Raw genomic sequence first — 15,514 nt, 5'->3', positions numbered from 1 at the left:
ACTCCCCGGTCCCACAGATCGCACTGGTGCTCCGCGCCGACGGTCGTGCGGCCGGGACAGCGCCCGCTGCTCGGCGTTGAGGGGCGAGTCGAGCCCGAAGCGACCGTCGGTGAGTCGTGTCACGCGGAAGGGGAGGTTCAGCCCAGCAGGGACTGCGCCACCGCCGTGCCGCCCGACGTGACCGCACCCCGGACGCCGGCAGTCAGATCGTGTACGCCGGATTCGAGCACCGGCGGGACGACCGGCTCGGCCTGCTCCTCGCAGCAGCCGACCTGGGCGAACCATTTCTCGTACTCGTCCGGCGCGTCCTCGGGGACATCCCGGCCGTCACGATCCTTGTCACCACCGTCGGGGTCGCCGCCACGCCGGTCGCTGTCACCCCCGCGTCGGTCACCGTCTCCCTCACGCTGGCCGGAGTCGCCGCGCGGCTCCTCCGGCTGGTCGTGGCGGGAGCCGCGCTCCCGCCCGTCGTCGCTCTTCGGCGAGGTCTCGCCGGAATCGCCGGTCTGCCCCGTCTGGCCGTCCACCGCCTCCAACCGCCACCGCTGCTCCGCCGAGCCGTCCCGCGAGGCGACGACCAGTTCCCCGTCCGTGCCGGGAGCGACGAGTCTGCCCTTGCCCCAGCGGAGGAGCAGTTCGCCGCGCACGGTCAGGTCGAACTGCACCTGGCCGGACGGCGTCCCGCAGTCGGCCAGCGTGACCCTTCCGGCATCGGTGTCGGCGTCGAGGCAGAGCGAGGGGTCGGCGACGCTGCGCAACTGACCGTCGTCCTGGTACGACCACTGCTGCGAGTCGGCGGTCGTGCAGGCCGCCAGCCCGGCCTCGCCGCCCCGGCCGTCGAGGCACAGGCCGATCGAGAGGTTGCGCAGGCGTCCCCGGGCGACCTCGACGGGGCGTTCCACGGAGGCGGCGGACGGGGTTCCGGCGGACGGGTTCTCGGACGCCGGGCCGGGGCGGACGGTCTGGCCGCTGGGGGCTCCCCAGGTGGCGCCGGGGCCGGGGGCACCGTTGTCATCGGACCAGCCCCTGGCCGCCAGCACCGTCCCGAGCAGCGCGAGGGAGGTCAGGCCGACGCCGACGGCCACGGTCCGGGCGTGGCGTCGGGGCATGGTGAGGAATCCGGTCTGCGTCGCGGTCCGGTGGCGGCCGCCGGTTCTCGGGCGGATGGCGGCTCTCGGGCGGCCACCGGCTATCGGGCGGGCGGCGGCGAGCGGGCGCGGCCGGGGCGGTGGCGCCGCGGTACGGCCGGGGCGGGATTCGAGGTAGCGGTGGGCGCCCCAGCCGAGCACGGTTTCGGCGAGCAGGACGTCCAGGGCACCGTCGAAATGGCTGAGTTGTTCAGCGGCGTGACGGCAGTACCCGCACTGCGTCAGATGCCGTTGCACATCGGGCAGCAGGGCGCCGCCGCGGCGCATGGGGACGTCGAGGAGGCGGTTGCAGAAACGGCATTCCCTGGTGGGCGCGAGTTCCCGGTGGGCGCGTACGCAGCCGGTCCGGAATTCCTCGCGTGCCCGCTCCAGGGCGGAGGATGCGGTAAGGGCGTCAATGCCCAGCAGACCGGCCGGTATGGTTATCGTTTCCGTCTCGACCTCGGTGTGCCACAGGAGGCATTGGGAGGCCGACGGAAGGGCATGGAAAGCGCGCTCCGCCAGGCGCCGCTTTTCGGGCGTCGCGGACCTCACCGCGCGCAGTCCACGGGCTCCGGTGGGTTTGGCGAGTTCCGGCAGCAGTGCCGCCACATCGTCCTCGGCGGCCCATTCCCGGACCGTGTTCCGGACGGTCATCAGCAGCTGCGGGCGCAGTGCGCCGACCGGCATCCTGCGGCCGAGCACTTGCTGAAACGCGGCGCCGGCGGCGATCGACGCCGAAGCGGAGGAGGAGGCCAGGCAGATGACGGCGTATTCGTGCACGGCGCGCCAGTGCCGGGCCATGAGCAGGGCGACGGCCCTGACGTCCGGTTCGGGATCGGCGAGCCGGGCGAGAAGATCGCGGTCGGACTGCCCCGGGCGGGAACCGGGTCGGGGCGGGTAGGGCGGACGTGGGGGGTAGGGGGGCTGCACGGAACCATTTCCTTCCAAGCCGAGGACAGCACACGGAATGCGCTTCCTTCGGAAAGAGGTGCTGATTGGTGCGTACTTATCGGCCTTGACCTGTGCCTTTGCCTTCCAGCGGGGGCATACCTTCGCACATGCGCCGCACAGGAAACAAGGAGTTCGAGTGACCGTTGCCCAACGATTCGGAAATTGCCGGGTGTTACCTCGGGTATCCGTACCCGCATTCGAAATCAGCAGGTGGCGCCAACCTCAACTTGTGTACATACGAAGCCCGTTGTCGCACACAATCTCCAACTTACGGGCGCGCATGACCACCCCACGCTAGCGCTGGTGCTTGCGGGGTCGGCCAAGGCGATGGCGCCCCGGGACATGCCACGCGTGCGTGCAGTGCCCACCCTGCCGCCTCTGCCCCCGGCGGGCGCCTTGCCATACGGTGATCAGCGCTGCGACACCGCTGAGGAAACCTCCGGTGCCCGACACCCCGGCGACCACAAGGGTCAGCACGCTGACGAGATTGGTCGAGGTCGGGTCGCCGTCACCGCTGGTGCCACCGTCTGAATTCGGCTGGTCGCCGGCCTCGTGCTGCTGGAGGCCACCGTCAGCCGGCTGGGGGCCACCGTCAGTCGGCTCGGCGCCACCGCCAGGGCCCGGCTCGGCGCCATTGGACGTGCTTCCGGTGAATGGATCGGGGCCGGTCTCGGAGGCAGGCGGGAGGAGATTGGAGGGGTCCGTGATGGACCACTCCACCGCGAGAGCACAGAAGCAGATCGCGAAGCCGACGAGAGCGATGATCTGCCATCGCAGCGCGGCGCGGAAGCCCCTCGGTCGACACCGGGCGGCCGGTGTCCCGACGCCCGCCGATGTCCGCTCAGGACGATCCAGCATCTGACTCACTCCAAACCTCAGCCGGCGCCACACCTCCGTGTGAACCCATGCCTCCATTGCGCCCTGGCTGCCGATGCGCGTCACGGCACTGCATTTCGGGACTTGACAAGGGAGTGAGTCAGCTCAGAGGACGCCGGATCCCCGTCCCCGCGAGATCCGGGGGGAGGGACGACTGGGCCGTCGATGTACTGGTCGACTGGATCACCGAGTCGTATGGGCCATGCCCATCTGTCAGCCTCAAATACCGGAGCCTCCGGAAGGGCTGCGGCGAGAAGGGGTGCACGGGGTCAGTTCCCCTGGTTCGTTCCGTCAGTCGTCCGAGCCCCACCCCCTGGCCCGACCCCGCCCCGACCGCCGCACCAGGCGGCGCCATCCTGCCAGGAGGCGCAACGGGCCGTCGCAGTGGGCCGGTTGGCGAGTGGCCCCGGCGTATGGCCGGGGCCACTCCGCAATGCAGCTCTCAGCTGTTGGGACGCAGCGTCCACACCACCGTCATCTCCGTGGTCACCGCCCCGTCCTCCCGCTGGATGGCGACGGCCACCGGAAACTCCGGGCGCTTGCCCTCGTCGAGCTCGGCGACGACCTCGGCGGCCGGGCGTCCGAGCGTCGCGGTGGCCGTGACGGGACCCAGGGCGATCTTCTTGAACGCGATCTCCGCATGCACCGGCAGCGGCACGGCACGCGAGAGCTGGTCGCCGAACGCGGCCAGCACAATCGCGCCGCTGGCCGACTCGCCCAGCGTGAACATGGCTCCCGCGTGCGGCCCGCCGACGTGATTGCGGTACTCGCTCTGATCCGGCAGGGCCAGCACGGCCTTCTCCGGAGTGGTCTCCAGGTACTCCAGGTTCAGCGTCCGAACCATCGGCACCGTGGCGGCGAGCATCTCGCCGATCGACATCTGATCTGCGCTCATGACCGAAGGTTACCCATGAGTAGCCTCAGCTGGCCAGATCCGCGTGATGATCGTCGTACCCTCGCGTCCACCCAACAGCGCCCGCAGCACGGAGATCGCCCGTGCGGATTTGCTACGTCCCTGACAAAGCCCGGTGACCGAATCGTGTCCCCAGCCCTACTAGGGTTACGGCTCATGTGGCCAGGACAGCAGCCGCCCGGGGGCGAGCAGAATCCGCAAGGGCAGAACAACCCGTACCAGCAGCCGGGGTACCAGCAGCCGAATCCGTATCAGCAACCCGGCTATCAGCAGCAGCCCAACCCGTATGCGCAGCAGCCGCAGTGGGGCACCCCCGCGCCGGTGGGTGCGCCGCAGCCGCAGCCCCAGCCCGGCGGTAGCGGAGGCGGTGACGGCAACCGAACCAAGCTGGTCGCCATCATCGCGGCCACCGCCGTGGTGGTGACCGCCGGTGTCACGGGCTTCCTGGTCCTCGGGGGCGACAAGGACGACCAGGCCGACGGCGGCGGGCAGACGAAGACGAGCCAGTCGCCGTCGGACCCCGCCGAGCCCACCGCGTCCGGGTCCGGGTCGGACGACAACCCGCGGAGCAACGAGACCGAGCAGCCGACGATCCCGGGCTGGAAGGTCGTCGTCAACCCCAAGCGCGGCGTCGCCTTCGACGTGCCGCCGGACTGGGAGGTCGAGTCGCCGGGGATGTCCATCGGCTTCGAGGACCAGAAGTCGGACGACGCCAAACCGCTGATCGTGATGTCGGCACCGGCGTACTACAAGTCGAAGTGGTGCACGACCGACGAGAACAAGGACGGCCGGACCGAGGACACCCACCTGGCCGCCGTGGGCACCAAGGGAGCCGACGGCGCCAAGGACACCGACGAGGTGGCCATCAACACGGTCCCGTGGTGGGTCTACGGCGGCTACACCCAGCCCGACAAGAAGAGCATGAAGTTCGAGGAGAAGGCCGAGCCGTACACCACCAAGTCGGGCATCGAGGGCAGCGTCGCCTGGGCCGAGTCGCAGAACACGCCCCAGAAGGGCAAGTGCGACAGCGACGGCAAGGCGGTCACGTTCGGCTTCAAGAACTCCGCCGGCGACTTCGTGTCGTGGAACTTCTACGGCGCCAAGGGCGTCGAGGGCGAGGTCCCCAAGGCGACCATCATGCAGATCCTGAGCACCGTACGGCTGCACGGGGAGCCCACCGGAGGCTGACCGACAACCGGTTTGGCAAGTCGGGGGCCGGGCGGTGATAGTCGGCCGGTGAACACCGCCGCCGAAACCTCCCGCCCCCCGCAGGCCCGCTTGGGCGGACCGCAACTACAGCCTGCTGACCGCCGCCGCGGTCGTCACCCAGCTCGGCAGCAACGGCGCGCTCGTCGCCGCCGCGTTCGCGGTGCTGCAGGCGGGCGGCGACGGCGGCGACGTGGGCCTCGTGGCCGCCGCACGCACCCTGCCGTTGGTGCTGTTCCTGCTGATCGGCGGCGCGGTCGCGGACCGCCTGCCCCGGCACCGCGTGATGGTCGCCGCCAACGCCCTCAACTGTGTCTCGCAGGGCCTGTTCGCCCTGATCGTGCTCGCCGGCGAGCCGCAGCTGTGGCAGATGATGCTGCTGAGCGCGCTGGGCGGCACCGGCCAGGCGTTCTTCGGCCCGGCCGCCGAGGGCATGCTGATGTCCTCCGTGCGGGGCGAGCAGGTGAGCCGCGCGTTCGCGGTGTTCCGGATGGCGATGCAGGGCGCGGGCCTGGGCGGTGCCGCCCTCGGCGGTGCGATGGTCGCCGCGATCGGCCCGGGCTGGGTGCTCGCCGCGGACGCCGCCGCGTTCGCCGTGGCCGGGGCGCTGCGCGCCTTCCTCGACGTCAGCCACATCCCGCCGCGCGAGCCGGGCGGCGGGCTGCTCGCCGATCTGCGCGAGGGCTGGCGGGAGTTCGCCGGCCGGCCGTGGCTGTGGGGCATTGTCGTCCAGTTCTCCATCGCCAACGCGGTGGTGGCGGCCGCCGACGCGGTCTACGGCCCACTGGTCGCCCGGGACCATCTGGGCGGGGCGGCGCCCTGGGGTCTGGCGCTGGGCTTCTTCGGCGCGGGCACGGTCGTCGGCGCGCTGCTGATGACCCGCTGGAAGCCACGCCGGCTGCTCCTCGCGGGCATCCTCTGCGTCTTCCCGCTGGCCCTGCCGTCCGCGGCGCTGGCGGTGCCGTTGCCGGCCGGGGGCCTGTGGGCGGTGATGTTCGTGACCGGCGTGACGGTGGAGGTCTTCGGCGTCTGCTGGATGACCGCCCTGCATCAGGAGATCCCGGAGAACAAGCTCTCGCGCGTCACGGCGTACGACTGGTTCGGCTCGGTCGCCCTGGTCCCGCTGGCGACGGCGCTGGCGGGCCCCGCCGAGCTGGCGTTCGGGCGGACGGCGGCGCTGTGGGGCTGCGCGACGCTCGTCGTGGTGGTCACGGCGGCGGTGCTGTGCGTCCCGGACGTGCGGAATCTACGGCGCCGTACCCACCACGTGGCCAAGGGCGCACCGGCCGACTCAGCCGATGCCGAACGCCCCGTCCGGGGGCTCGGGTGAGGGCACGGCGTCCTCGTCCCGCACCGGCCGCGCATCGCCGATGAACTCCCGTACCGCGGGCCCGTGTTCGACGCGGGCCGGGAACGCGTCGGCGGCGGTGCGCCGGGCCAGGGCGGCCGTGTCGAGCGGTCGGTGTGCGGCGACCAGCACCGCGTTGCCGAACCGGCGCCCGCGCAGCACGGCCGGTTCGGCGATCAGCGCGAGCTCCTCGAACACCGTGGCGAAGTTGGCCAGTTGGGAACGGAGGAAGGCGAAGGGCGCGGCGTCGGCCAGATTGGCCATGTAGACCCCGTCGGCACGCAACACCCGCTCGACCTCACCGGCGTAGCCGACGGTCGTGAACCCGGCCGGAACCCGCGAGCCGCCGAAGACATCACCGACGACGACGTCCGCCGAGTCCGCCGGGGCATCCGCCAGCCAGCGGCGCGCGTCCGCGACGTGCAACGCGATCCCGGAACCCGCGCCGACCGGCAGATACTCGCCGACCAGCTCCACCAGCCCCCGATCGGCCTCGACGACGTTCTGCCGAGAACTGGGCCGCGTCGCCGCCAGGTACCGCGGCAAAGTGAGCGCACCCCCGCCGAGATGCAGCACATCCAACGGCCGCCCCGCCTCCGCAACGGTGTCCAGCACATGCCCGAGCCGCCGCGCGTACTCGAACTCCAGATGCGTCGGCTCGTCGAGGTCGACATACGACTGCGGCGCCCCGTCGACGGTCAACAGCCAGGCCCGCTCCCGATCGACATCAGGCATCAGCTTGGCGAACCCATGATCGACAGCACGACTGACGGGAATAGCCTCGTTCACACCTCCATTGTGCGGGCGGACATCGCCGCCAAGGGGCGCGGGGAACTGCGCGACCAGCCACAACGGACCCGCAGTCCCCCACGAACCGCAACACCCCTCACACGACGGCTGTCACGGTCCCCGCCCCGACGGTCCTGCCACCCTCCCGGATGGCAAATCCGAGCCCCGGCTCCAGAGGCACCTCACGCCCGAGCTCCACGTTCACCGTCACCGTCTCGCCGGGCCGGGCAACCCCCGCCTCACCGAGGTGCATGTCACCGACCACATCCGCCGTACGAATGTAGAACTGCGGCCGATACCCGGTGGAGACCGGCGTCGTACGCCCGCCCTCCCGCGCCGACAGCACATACACCTGCGCGGAGAACCGCCGCCGCGGCACCACACTCCCCGGCGCGGCCACGACAAGCCCACGACGGACCGCGTCCCGCGCGACACCCCGCAGCAGCAACGCCACGTTGTCCCCGGCCTGCGCCTCCTCCATCGGCTTGCCGAAGGTCTCCAGGCCGGTGACGACGGACTCCAGCTCGGCGCCCAGCACCTCGACCCGGTCACCGATCCGAACGGTCCCCCGCTCCACCGCACCGGTCACCACCGTCCCGCGCCCGGTGATGGTGAGCACGTTCTCCACCGGCAGCAGGAACGGCGCATCCAGGTACCGCTCGGGCATCGGCACATACGTGTCCACCGCGTCGAGCAGCGCCTCGATGGACGCCGTCCAGCGCGGGTCGCCCTCCAGCGCCCGCAGCCCGGACACCCGTACGACCGGTACGGAGTCACCCGCGTAGCCGTGCTGGGTGAGCAGGTCACGCACCTCCAGTTCGACGAGGTCGATGAGCTCCTCGTCATCCGCGCCGTCCGCCTTGTTGAGGGCGACGACGATGTGGTCGACGCCCACCTGCCGGGCGAGCAGCACGTGCTCGGCGGTCTGCGGCATGATCCCGTCGAGCGCGGAGACGACGAGGATCGCCCCGTCGAGCTGCGCCGCGCCGGTGACCATGTTCTTGACGTAGTCGGCGTGACCCGGCATGTCGACGTGCGCGTAGTGCCGCGTGTCGGTCTCGTACTCGACGTGCGCGATGTTGATGGTGATGCCGCGCGCCGCCTCCTCGGGGGCGCGGTCGATGCGGTCGAACGGCACGAAGGTGCCGCTGCCGCGCTCGGCGAGGACCTTGGTGATGGCGGCCGTCAGGGTGGTCTTGCCGTGGTCGACGTGACCCATCGTGCCGATGTTCAGGTGCGGTTTGGTGCGCACGTATGCCGTCTTGGACATGGCGATACCTCGAAGCGTCTCGATGGTGGTGGCTGGACCCCGGGGACTGACCGACCCTCCCCCTGCGGGGTCCGCCGGACGATCCGGGGAGGGTCAGCTTCGGGCGCCGTCGACAGCGGCCAGGAGGATCACAGCGGCAGCCTTCGGGGCATCCGCGACTGCGGATGCTGCGAGGAGGAAGGCGTGCCGGAACATGACGTCGATCATCGCCGACGCCGGGGCGGGCGTCGAATGGTTTTTCCAGGCAGGGGGTTCACGCCGCCCCGCCCGCCCCCACAGTCACGGCCCGATGGTCACGGCCCGATGTTCTTCAACGCCTCCCGCACCGACAGCGGCGCGAACCGCCCCCGCTCCCGCGCGAGGAAGCCGCGTACGGCCGCGGGATCGGTCTTGGCGTACTCCCGCAGGCACCAGCCGATGGCCTTGCGGATGAAGAAGTCCGGGTGCCCGGACTGACGCAGGCAGTAGGTGAACAGGCGTTCGCTGTCGGTGCGCTCCTTGTAGCGCAGTTGGTGGAGCAGGGCCGCGCGGGCGATCCACAGGTCGTCGTCCACGATCCAGGCGTCCATCTCGGACTTCAACCCGCCATCGGCAGCCACCAGTGGGCCCACCACATGGGCGGCGATCAGGTCGACGGTGTCCCACCAGGACACGGTGGTGATGAGCTGCCGGGCCACCGGCAGGAAGGCGGACGAGCAACGGCTCACATGGCGGCGCAGATAGTCGACGGCGAAGTAGTGGTACTCGCGTTCCGGCAGCTGCCAGCAGCGCAGGGCGACGGCGGTGCAGTCGGTCTCGTCCGGTCGGGGCGTGCCCTCGACGACCGTGCGGGACAGGGCGCGCCGCACGGGTGTGGTCAGGCCGAGGAAGGGCGCGACATCCTTCATGTACGCCCGCATGGGCGCCGCGCGCGCCGGATCGGCCGCGGCGGTGTACGTGGCGGTGAGCCGTTCCAGCAGCGTGTCGGCGAGGGTGCTGTGCGGGACACCCACCGTTCCCGCACCTGTGACGCTCATGAGACGAACCATACGGCGATCACACATATTTGTCGGTTAGTGTCACCGAATGCTCGATGCCCACACCCGCTCTGGGGGCACCGCACCGGCCTCTCCCCGGGCCACTGCCACCGAACTCGCGGCCGCCGTCCCCGCCGGCGCCGCGGCTGCGGCCGTCCGCCTCGGCTTCGCCGCGCGCTGCGTGAGAGTCCTGCTCTCGCCCTGGGCCCGTTTCTCCCTGCTCGTCGCCCTGCTGGTCGGAGCCGGGGCGGCGGTGCTGCTCTTCCAGCCGCAGCGGCTGCTCGCGCACGGCTGGCCGCCCCAGCTCGGCGGCGTCGCGGCCGCGCTCATCTTCGCGGTCGCGTACGGCGTCATCACCGTCGCGTTCGTGCCGCGGCCGCTGCTCAACCTGGCGGCGGGCGCGCTGTTCGGCTCCGAGCTGGGCATCGCGGCGGCGATCGGGGGCTCGGTGATCGGCGCCGGGATCGCCTTCGGGCTCGGCCGGTTCCTGGGTCAGGACGCGCTGCGCCCGCTGCTGCGCGGCAAGTTCCTGAACACCGTCGACGGGCAGTTCAGCCGGCACGGCTTCCGCTCCATGCTGGCGGTGCGGCTGTTCCCGGGCGTGCCGTTCTGGGCCGCGAACTACTGCGCCGCCGTCTCCAAGATGGGCTGGCTGCCGTTCCTGCTGGCGACGGCGCTCGGCTCGCTGCCGAACACCGCCGCATACGTCGTCGCCGGCGCCCGCGCCTCGACGCCGACGTCGCCGGTGTTCCTGATCGCGATGGCCGCCATCGCCATTCCGGGTCTGGCGGGCGCGGTGGTGGCCTGGCGCAAACGCCACCACCTGCGCGGCTGACCAGCGGTCAGAAGGCTTAGGGCCTGTCGTTTGGATCATGCCGGCGTCGCGGGGTCTGGCACGCGCATCTGCCGCGTTGTCGTCGGTTGCCGACTCCCCCACGCTCGAATGCGCTCGCGCGTGGGGACCCCCATCGCGTCGCCGCCCTCCTCCGCCTTGCAGCTGCACGCTCCCCCACGCTCGAACACGCTCGCGCGGGGGCACCCCCATGGCCCCGCTCGGGTCGGGGGGAAAGGCGCAGTCCCTCGCAGCCGACCTGATCCAAACGACAGACCCTACGCGGCTTCCAGGATCATCGCGTTGGCCAGCCCGCCCGCCTCGCACATGGTCTGCAGGGCATAGCGAGCGCCGCGCTCGCGCATGGCGTGCACGAGCGTGGTCGTCAGCCGGGTGCCGCTCGCGCCGAGCGGATGGCCGATGGCGATGGCGCCGCCGTGCACGTTGACCTTGGCCAGGTCGGCGCCGGTCTCCTGCTGCCAGGCGAGAACGACGCTGGAGAACGCCTCGTTGACCTCGAACAGGTCGATGTCGTCCAGGGTCAGGGAGGCCCTGCGCAGCACCTTCTCGGTCGCCGGGATGACGCCGGTGAGCATCAGCAGCGGGTCGGAGCCGGTGACGGCGAAGCTGTGCAGCCGGGCGAGCGGGCGCAGGCCGAGGCGGGCCGCGGTCTCGCTGGTCGTGATGAGCACGGCGGAGGCGCCGTCGTTGATGGGGCTGGCGTTGCCCGCGGTGACGTTCCACTCGATCTGCGGGAAGCGCTCGGCGAAGGCGGGGTCGTAGTAGGCGGGCTTGAGGCCGGCCAGGATCTCGGTGGTGCTGCCGGGCCGTACGCACTCGTCGCGCGCGACCCCGTCCAGGGGCGCGACCTCGGCGTCGAACAGGCCGCCGTCCCAGGCCGCGGCCGCCTTCCGGTGCGAGGAGACGGCGAAGGCGTCCATCTGCTCGCGCGTGATCGACCACTTGGCGGCGATCAGCTCGGCGCTGATGCCCTGCGGGACGAGGCCCTCCGGGTAGCGCTCGGCGACACCGGGGCCGAACGGGTCCTTGCCGGGCGGGACGTTCGACCACATCGGCACGCGGCTCATGGACTCGACGCCGCAGGCGACCACGATGTCGTACGCGCCCGAGAGGACACCCTGCGCGGCGAAGTGCACGGCCTGCTGGGAGGAGCCGCACTGACGGTCCACCGTGGTCGCGGGGACGGTCTCCGGGAAGCCCGCCGACAGCACGGCGTACCGGGTGGTGTTCATGGCCTGCTCGCCGACCTGGTCGACGGTGCCGCCGATGACGTCGTCGATCAGCGCCGGGTCGACGCCGGAGCGCTCGACGAGGGTGCGCAGGGTGTGGGCGAGGAGTTCGACGGGGTGGACGTGCGCGAGCGAGCCGTTGGGCTTGCCCTTGCCTATGGGGGTGCGTACGGCTTCGACGATGACTGCGTCACGCATGCTGCGGGCCTCCTTGGCCGCCTGGAGCCACCTGGGCGCCTACCAGTGAGTAGGAAATCCAGACTCACCATAACTCTGCGAGTTGGAAAAACAAACCCACGAGCGCAAGCAATCAGTTGGATAACCAAACCCTCCCCTAGACTGGGCTGCATGGCCGCCACCAAAGATCCGCGCCCCTGCTCGATCGCCGACGCCCTCGCGCTCGTCGGCGAGAAGTACTCCCTGCTCGTCCTGCGGGAGGTCTGCCTCGGCAACGGCCGCTTCGACCAGCTCGTGCGCAACATCGGCGCCCCGCGCGACATCCTGGCCACCCGCCTGCGCCGCCTGGTCGACGCCGGGATCCTCACCAAGCGGGCCTACAGCGAGCGCCCGCAGCGCTTCGAGTACCGGCCCACCCAGGCGGGCCTCGAACTGGAGCCGGTCCTGCTCACCCTCATGGAATGGGGCAACCGCCACCTGCGCAAGGACGACCGCCCCATGGTCGTCGAGCACATCTGCGGCCACGAGCTGGTCCCGCTTGTCACCTGCCAGGCCTGCGGCGACCCGGTCCAGCACGAGGACCTGACCCCCCACCCCCAGTCCCCGGGCTGGACCGTCACCGGGCCGACGGCTGCGTGATCCGACCTAACGGGCGCGTGATGCTGACCTAGTGCCCGGGATACACGTCCAACCGCCCGCACATCCCGAACTTGCCGCGCGCCGACGGCTGTTCGCTCCGCACGACGGCCCCCGCGAGGTGGGACACATCCCCCCGCTCCAGCCGGTCCAGCTGCTCCCCCGTCGCAGCGGCCGCCGCCTCGGCGCCCCGCCGCCAGCGCTCACGCCACTCGACGAGCCGGGGCCGTACCAGCGCGCCCGCGGCCCGGTGGAACTCGGCCAGCGCCTCGGGGCCGGACGCGCGCAGCACGCGGTAGCCCTCCAGGGCGAGGTCGCGCCGGGCGCGGGCCACGCGCTCCTGCTCGGCGACGGGCGCGTCCGCCGGGATCGCGGTGGCGGCGGCGTACGTCTCCGGGTCGGTCAGGTACTCCGGCGGCAACGTGAGCACCGCGTCCCCCGCCTCGGGCAGCCCGCTGTTCTGCATCAGGACCGTGATACGCAGGTCGTCGTCGTTGACCAACCGGTGGATCGTGCCGGGCGTGAACCAGGCGACCGTGCCGGCCGCGAGCGGCGTGACCTCGTACCCGGACGTGGTGAGCGTCTGCACCGCGCCGCGCCCGCCGGTGACGACGTACGCCTCCGAACAGGTCAGGTGCATATGGGGAGTTCCGCCGCACACCCCGTCCGCAGCCGGCCAGTCGTAGACGGACAGGTGCGACACGGCGACCGAGCCCGGCAGGCCGGTGAACACGCCCGTCAGCTCCTCGGTATTCACCACGGGTGCGCCTCCAGGTACTTGGCGATCTCGTCGCGTTCCCATGCCCCGTCGGCGACGACGACCCGGTAGCGGCGGGTGAGGGTGTCGCCCGGGGCCAGCTGAAGTTCGTCGTAGAACGCCCAGGAGGGGGCGACTGCGGCGAAGGGCTCGTTGCGGACGAACCAGTGGGCGGGGTGGGCGCCCCCGGCACCGGTGTGGTCGTTCTCCGGGGCGTGCGCGAAGACCAGGGTGGCGTGGCCGTCGACGCCGTCGTGCTCGCCGGAGTACGCCAGCCACGGCGCCTGCTTGCCCATCAGGTCGGGGCCCTCGCTGTCCGGCCCGAGGACGCGGCCGTCCCGGAAGGCGCGCGGTCCACGCCAGAACAGGCCCGTGTAACCGGCCATCTCGCGCCCCGCCGTGGTCGGGCTGCCGAACAGCAGCGGCTCGTCCCGCCGGTTGGTGATGGCGCTGGTCCAGGTCAGCGCCCACGAGCCCGCCGCCGGGTCGACGTCGTGCACCTCGATCCGGCGCTGCTCCTCGGCCCACAGCTCGCCGCCGCGCGGGTGCCAGGTGAGCCGCTCGGCGATCACGACCCGGGAGCCGTCGGAGGCGACCTCGTCGAAGCCGACGTGCGCCATGGACCCGACGCGGTCCGGGAGGGCGACATAGCCCTCTCCGTGCACGTAGGTGTTGCCGCCCCACAGGTTCTGGCCGGACAGGTGGGAGGCCGTCAGCTGCAGGCCCTTGTGCCAGCGGTGGTCGTTGGGCCGGTAGTCGGTGACGACCGCGTTCCCCAGGGTGCGGATCGGGTGCAGATACGGCTTCGGCGCCTCCCAGGCCGCCTCGGGCCGGTAGACGTAGGAGAACAGCTCGACGCCGGTGGTGGGTTCGGTGACCGTGATCCGGTCGCCGTGCGCGTGGACGATGTGGGGACCGGTCATGCGGGCACCTCCTGGTTCGCGGCGGCCTCGGCGACGACGGGTGCCCAGCCGGGCGCACCGCCGTGCAGGGCCGTGTAGTACGGGTCGCCGGGGCCGATCTCGCCCCGGCTGACGGTCGTGTCGGTGAACGCTGACTTGTACAGCGCGGTGATCAGCTCCAGGCTCTTGCGCCCGTCCGGCCCGCTGCTGCGCGGCCGCTCGCCCGCGCGCATGCTGGCGACCAGCTCACGCAGTTGCGCCAGGTGCGAGCTGGGCACATCGGGCCCGAAGTCCCTCCAGAGCGCGGCCTCCTCGGCCGGTACGTCCGGCGCCGGGGTGATCCGCCAGTCGTCGTTGGCGTGCCCGTACAGGTGGGTGAGCTCGACGGTGGCGCGCTCGCAGTCGACGCGGATGCGGCTCACCTCGTCGGGACTGAGGACGCTGTTCACGACCGTCGCCATGGTGCCGTTCTCGAAGCGGACCAGCGCGGTCGAGACGTCCTCGGTCTCCACGTCGTGCACCAGGCGCCCGGCCATCGCGCGCACCTCGCTCCACGGACCGAGCAGATCGAGCAGCAGGTCCATCTGGTGGATGCCGTGCCCCATCGCGGGCCCGCCGCCCTCGGTCTGCCAGCGGCCGCGCCAGGGCACCGCGTAGTAGGCGGCGTTGCGGTACCAGGTGGTCTGACAGTGCGCCACCAGCGGCCGCCCCATGGCCTGCTCCGCGAGCAGCCTGCGCACATGGGCGGCGCCCGAGCCGAACCGGTGCTGGAAGACGATCGAGGCGTACGGTCCACCGGCCGGGCCCTCCGCCGCCTCCACGGCGTCGAAGTCGGCGAGCGTGGGCACGGGCGGCTTCTCGCACCACACCCAGGCGCCGGCGCGCAGGGCGGCGATGGTCTGCTCGCGGTGCAGCGTGGGCGGTGTGCAGATCGTCACCAGGTCGGGCCGCTGTTCCCGCAGCATCCGGTTCATGTCGGTGTACGCGTGCGGAATCCCGCCCTCCGCGCAGAACGCCTCGACGGCGGCCCGGTCGATGTCGACGGCCGCGACGACCTCCGTCTCCCCCTCCTCGGCGAGCCGGGTGAGGGCGGGGAGGTGACATCCGCGGGCGATGCCACCGGTGCCGATGACTGCGGTTCTGACGGGGCGGCCGGTGAGGGGGGCGGAGGGGGATCGGGAGGTCTGGGGGTCGTGGGTGTCGACTGTCGTGGCCGTCGTGGATGGTGTGTCAGCCGCTGATGGCACCGATGTCGCGGATGTGGGCATGAACCTGATCAGCACTCCTCCGGGGTCCCTGGACGCATGACAAGCGCGACAGCAAGCGCTTTCCCCGCCCTGCAACGTAGGCCCGGCACGGCGGCCGGTCAACACCCCGAACCGATCACCGTCGATCGCCCGGGAAACCCCCTGTGTCGGGCGTGTCTGCCCGGGACGCTACGCTGCCCCTCAACACACCCGA

13 protein-coding genes are annotated in these 15,514 nt (G+C 71.5%); 4 read left to right on the top strand and 9 right to left on the bottom strand.

The features are described 5' to 3' along the window. Positions 1-137: 137 nt before the first annotated feature. Both SSP24_RS23500 and SSP24_RS23495 read right to left on the bottom strand, forming a co-directional pair. Positions 138-2,060, bottom strand: coding sequence for an RICIN domain-containing protein (locus tag SSP24_RS23500; protein ID WP_229866286.1), 1,923 nt, complete (start codon positions 2,058-2,060; stop codon positions 138-140). A 1,339-nt stretch (positions 2,061-3,399) separates the two neighbouring features. Further along, positions 3,400-3,837: a DUF4442 domain-containing protein gene (locus SSP24_RS23495; protein WP_141311695.1), complete on the bottom strand. Its 438-nt coding sequence runs from the start codon at positions 3,835-3,837 to the stop codon at positions 3,400-3,402. 189 nt (positions 3,838-4,026) lie between these two features. On the opposite strand from SSP24_RS23495, the gene SSP24_RS23490 reads away from it, so the two are divergent. Then, on the top strand, positions 4,027-5,058 hold the full coding sequence (locus SSP24_RS23490; RefSeq protein WP_141311667.1) for a DUF8017 domain-containing protein: 1,032 nt from the start codon (positions 4,027-4,029) through the stop codon (positions 5,056-5,058). Positions 5,059-5,170: 112 nt separating this feature from the next. Continuing rightward, positions 5,171-6,406 (top strand): MFS transporter, encoded by a 1,236-nt coding sequence (locus SSP24_RS23485; protein ID WP_141311666.1) that lies wholly within the window; start codon positions 5,171-5,173, stop codon positions 6,404-6,406. Here SSP24_RS23485 and SSP24_RS23480 read toward each other — a convergent pair. The 3 genes from SSP24_RS23480 to SSP24_RS23470 all read right to left on the bottom strand — a co-directional run bounded on the left by SSP24_RS23480 (position 6,368) and on the right by SSP24_RS23470 (position 9,499). Continuing rightward, a complete protein-coding gene (locus SSP24_RS23480) occupies positions 6,368-7,213 on the bottom strand; it encodes a spermidine synthase (RefSeq protein ID WP_141311665.1) in 846 nt (281 codons plus the stop codon). The two genes, SSP24_RS23485 and SSP24_RS23480, sit on opposite strands and share 39 nt — an antisense overlap. A gap of 97 nt (positions 7,214-7,310) precedes the next feature. Next, positions 7,311-8,483 carry an elongation factor Tu gene (gene tuf / locus SSP24_RS23475; RefSeq protein ID WP_141311664.1) on the bottom strand — a complete coding sequence of 391 codons (1,173 nt, stop codon included), beginning with the start codon at positions 8,481-8,483 and terminating at the stop codon, positions 7,311-7,313. 293 nt (positions 8,484-8,776) lie between these two features. Then, on the bottom strand, positions 8,777-9,499 hold the full coding sequence (locus SSP24_RS23470) for a DNA alkylation repair protein (protein WP_141311663.1): 723 nt from the start codon (positions 9,497-9,499) through the stop codon (positions 8,777-8,779). 49 nt (positions 9,500-9,548) lie between these two features. Between SSP24_RS23470 and SSP24_RS23465 the strand changes: the two genes are divergently transcribed. Beyond that, positions 9,549-10,334 (top strand): TVP38/TMEM64 family protein, encoded by a 786-nt coding sequence (locus SSP24_RS23465; RefSeq protein ID WP_141311662.1) that lies wholly within the window; start codon positions 9,549-9,551, stop codon positions 10,332-10,334. Positions 10,335-10,609: 275 nt separating this feature from the next. On the opposite strand, the gene SSP24_RS23460 is transcribed toward SSP24_RS23465, so the two are convergent. Next, positions 10,610-11,779, bottom strand: coding sequence for a thiolase family protein (locus SSP24_RS23460; protein ID WP_141311661.1), 1,170 nt, complete (start codon positions 11,777-11,779; stop codon positions 10,610-10,612). Positions 11,780-11,929: 150 nt separating this feature from the next. On the opposite strand from SSP24_RS23460, the gene SSP24_RS23455 reads away from it, so the two are divergent. Continuing rightward, positions 11,930-12,397, top strand: a complete 468-nt coding sequence (locus SSP24_RS23455) for a winged helix-turn-helix transcriptional regulator (RefSeq protein WP_141311660.1) — start codon at positions 11,930-11,932, stop codon at positions 12,395-12,397. 28 nt (positions 12,398-12,425) lie between these two features. On the opposite strand, the gene SSP24_RS23450 is transcribed toward SSP24_RS23455, so the two are convergent. From SSP24_RS23450 to SSP24_RS23440, 3 genes are all read right to left on the bottom strand, one after another. Beyond that, positions 12,426-13,034, bottom strand: coding sequence for a cupin domain-containing protein (locus SSP24_RS23450; protein WP_229866292.1), 609 nt, complete (start codon positions 13,032-13,034; stop codon positions 12,426-12,428). A 113-nt stretch (positions 13,035-13,147) separates the two neighbouring features. Beyond that, complete coding sequence (locus tag SSP24_RS23445) at positions 13,148-14,074, bottom strand: DUF6807 domain-containing protein (RefSeq protein WP_141311659.1); 927 nt, start codon at positions 14,072-14,074, stop codon at positions 13,148-13,150. Then, positions 14,071-15,321, bottom strand: coding sequence for a Gfo/Idh/MocA family protein (locus SSP24_RS23440; RefSeq protein ID WP_141311658.1), 1,251 nt, complete (start codon positions 15,319-15,321; stop codon positions 14,071-14,073). Before SSP24_RS23440 ends, SSP24_RS23445 begins: the two co-directional genes overlap by 4 nt. Positions 15,322-15,514: the final 193 nt, after the last annotated feature.

It is taken from the genome of Streptomyces spinoverrucosus (genome assembly GCF_006539505.1).
Taxonomy (GTDB): domain Bacteria; phylum Actinomycetota; class Actinomycetes; order Streptomycetales; family Streptomycetaceae; genus Streptomyces; species Streptomyces spinoverrucosus.
The sequence above is the reverse complement of the archived record's forward strand: the minus strand, read 5'-3'. Positions and strand labels throughout refer to the sequence as shown.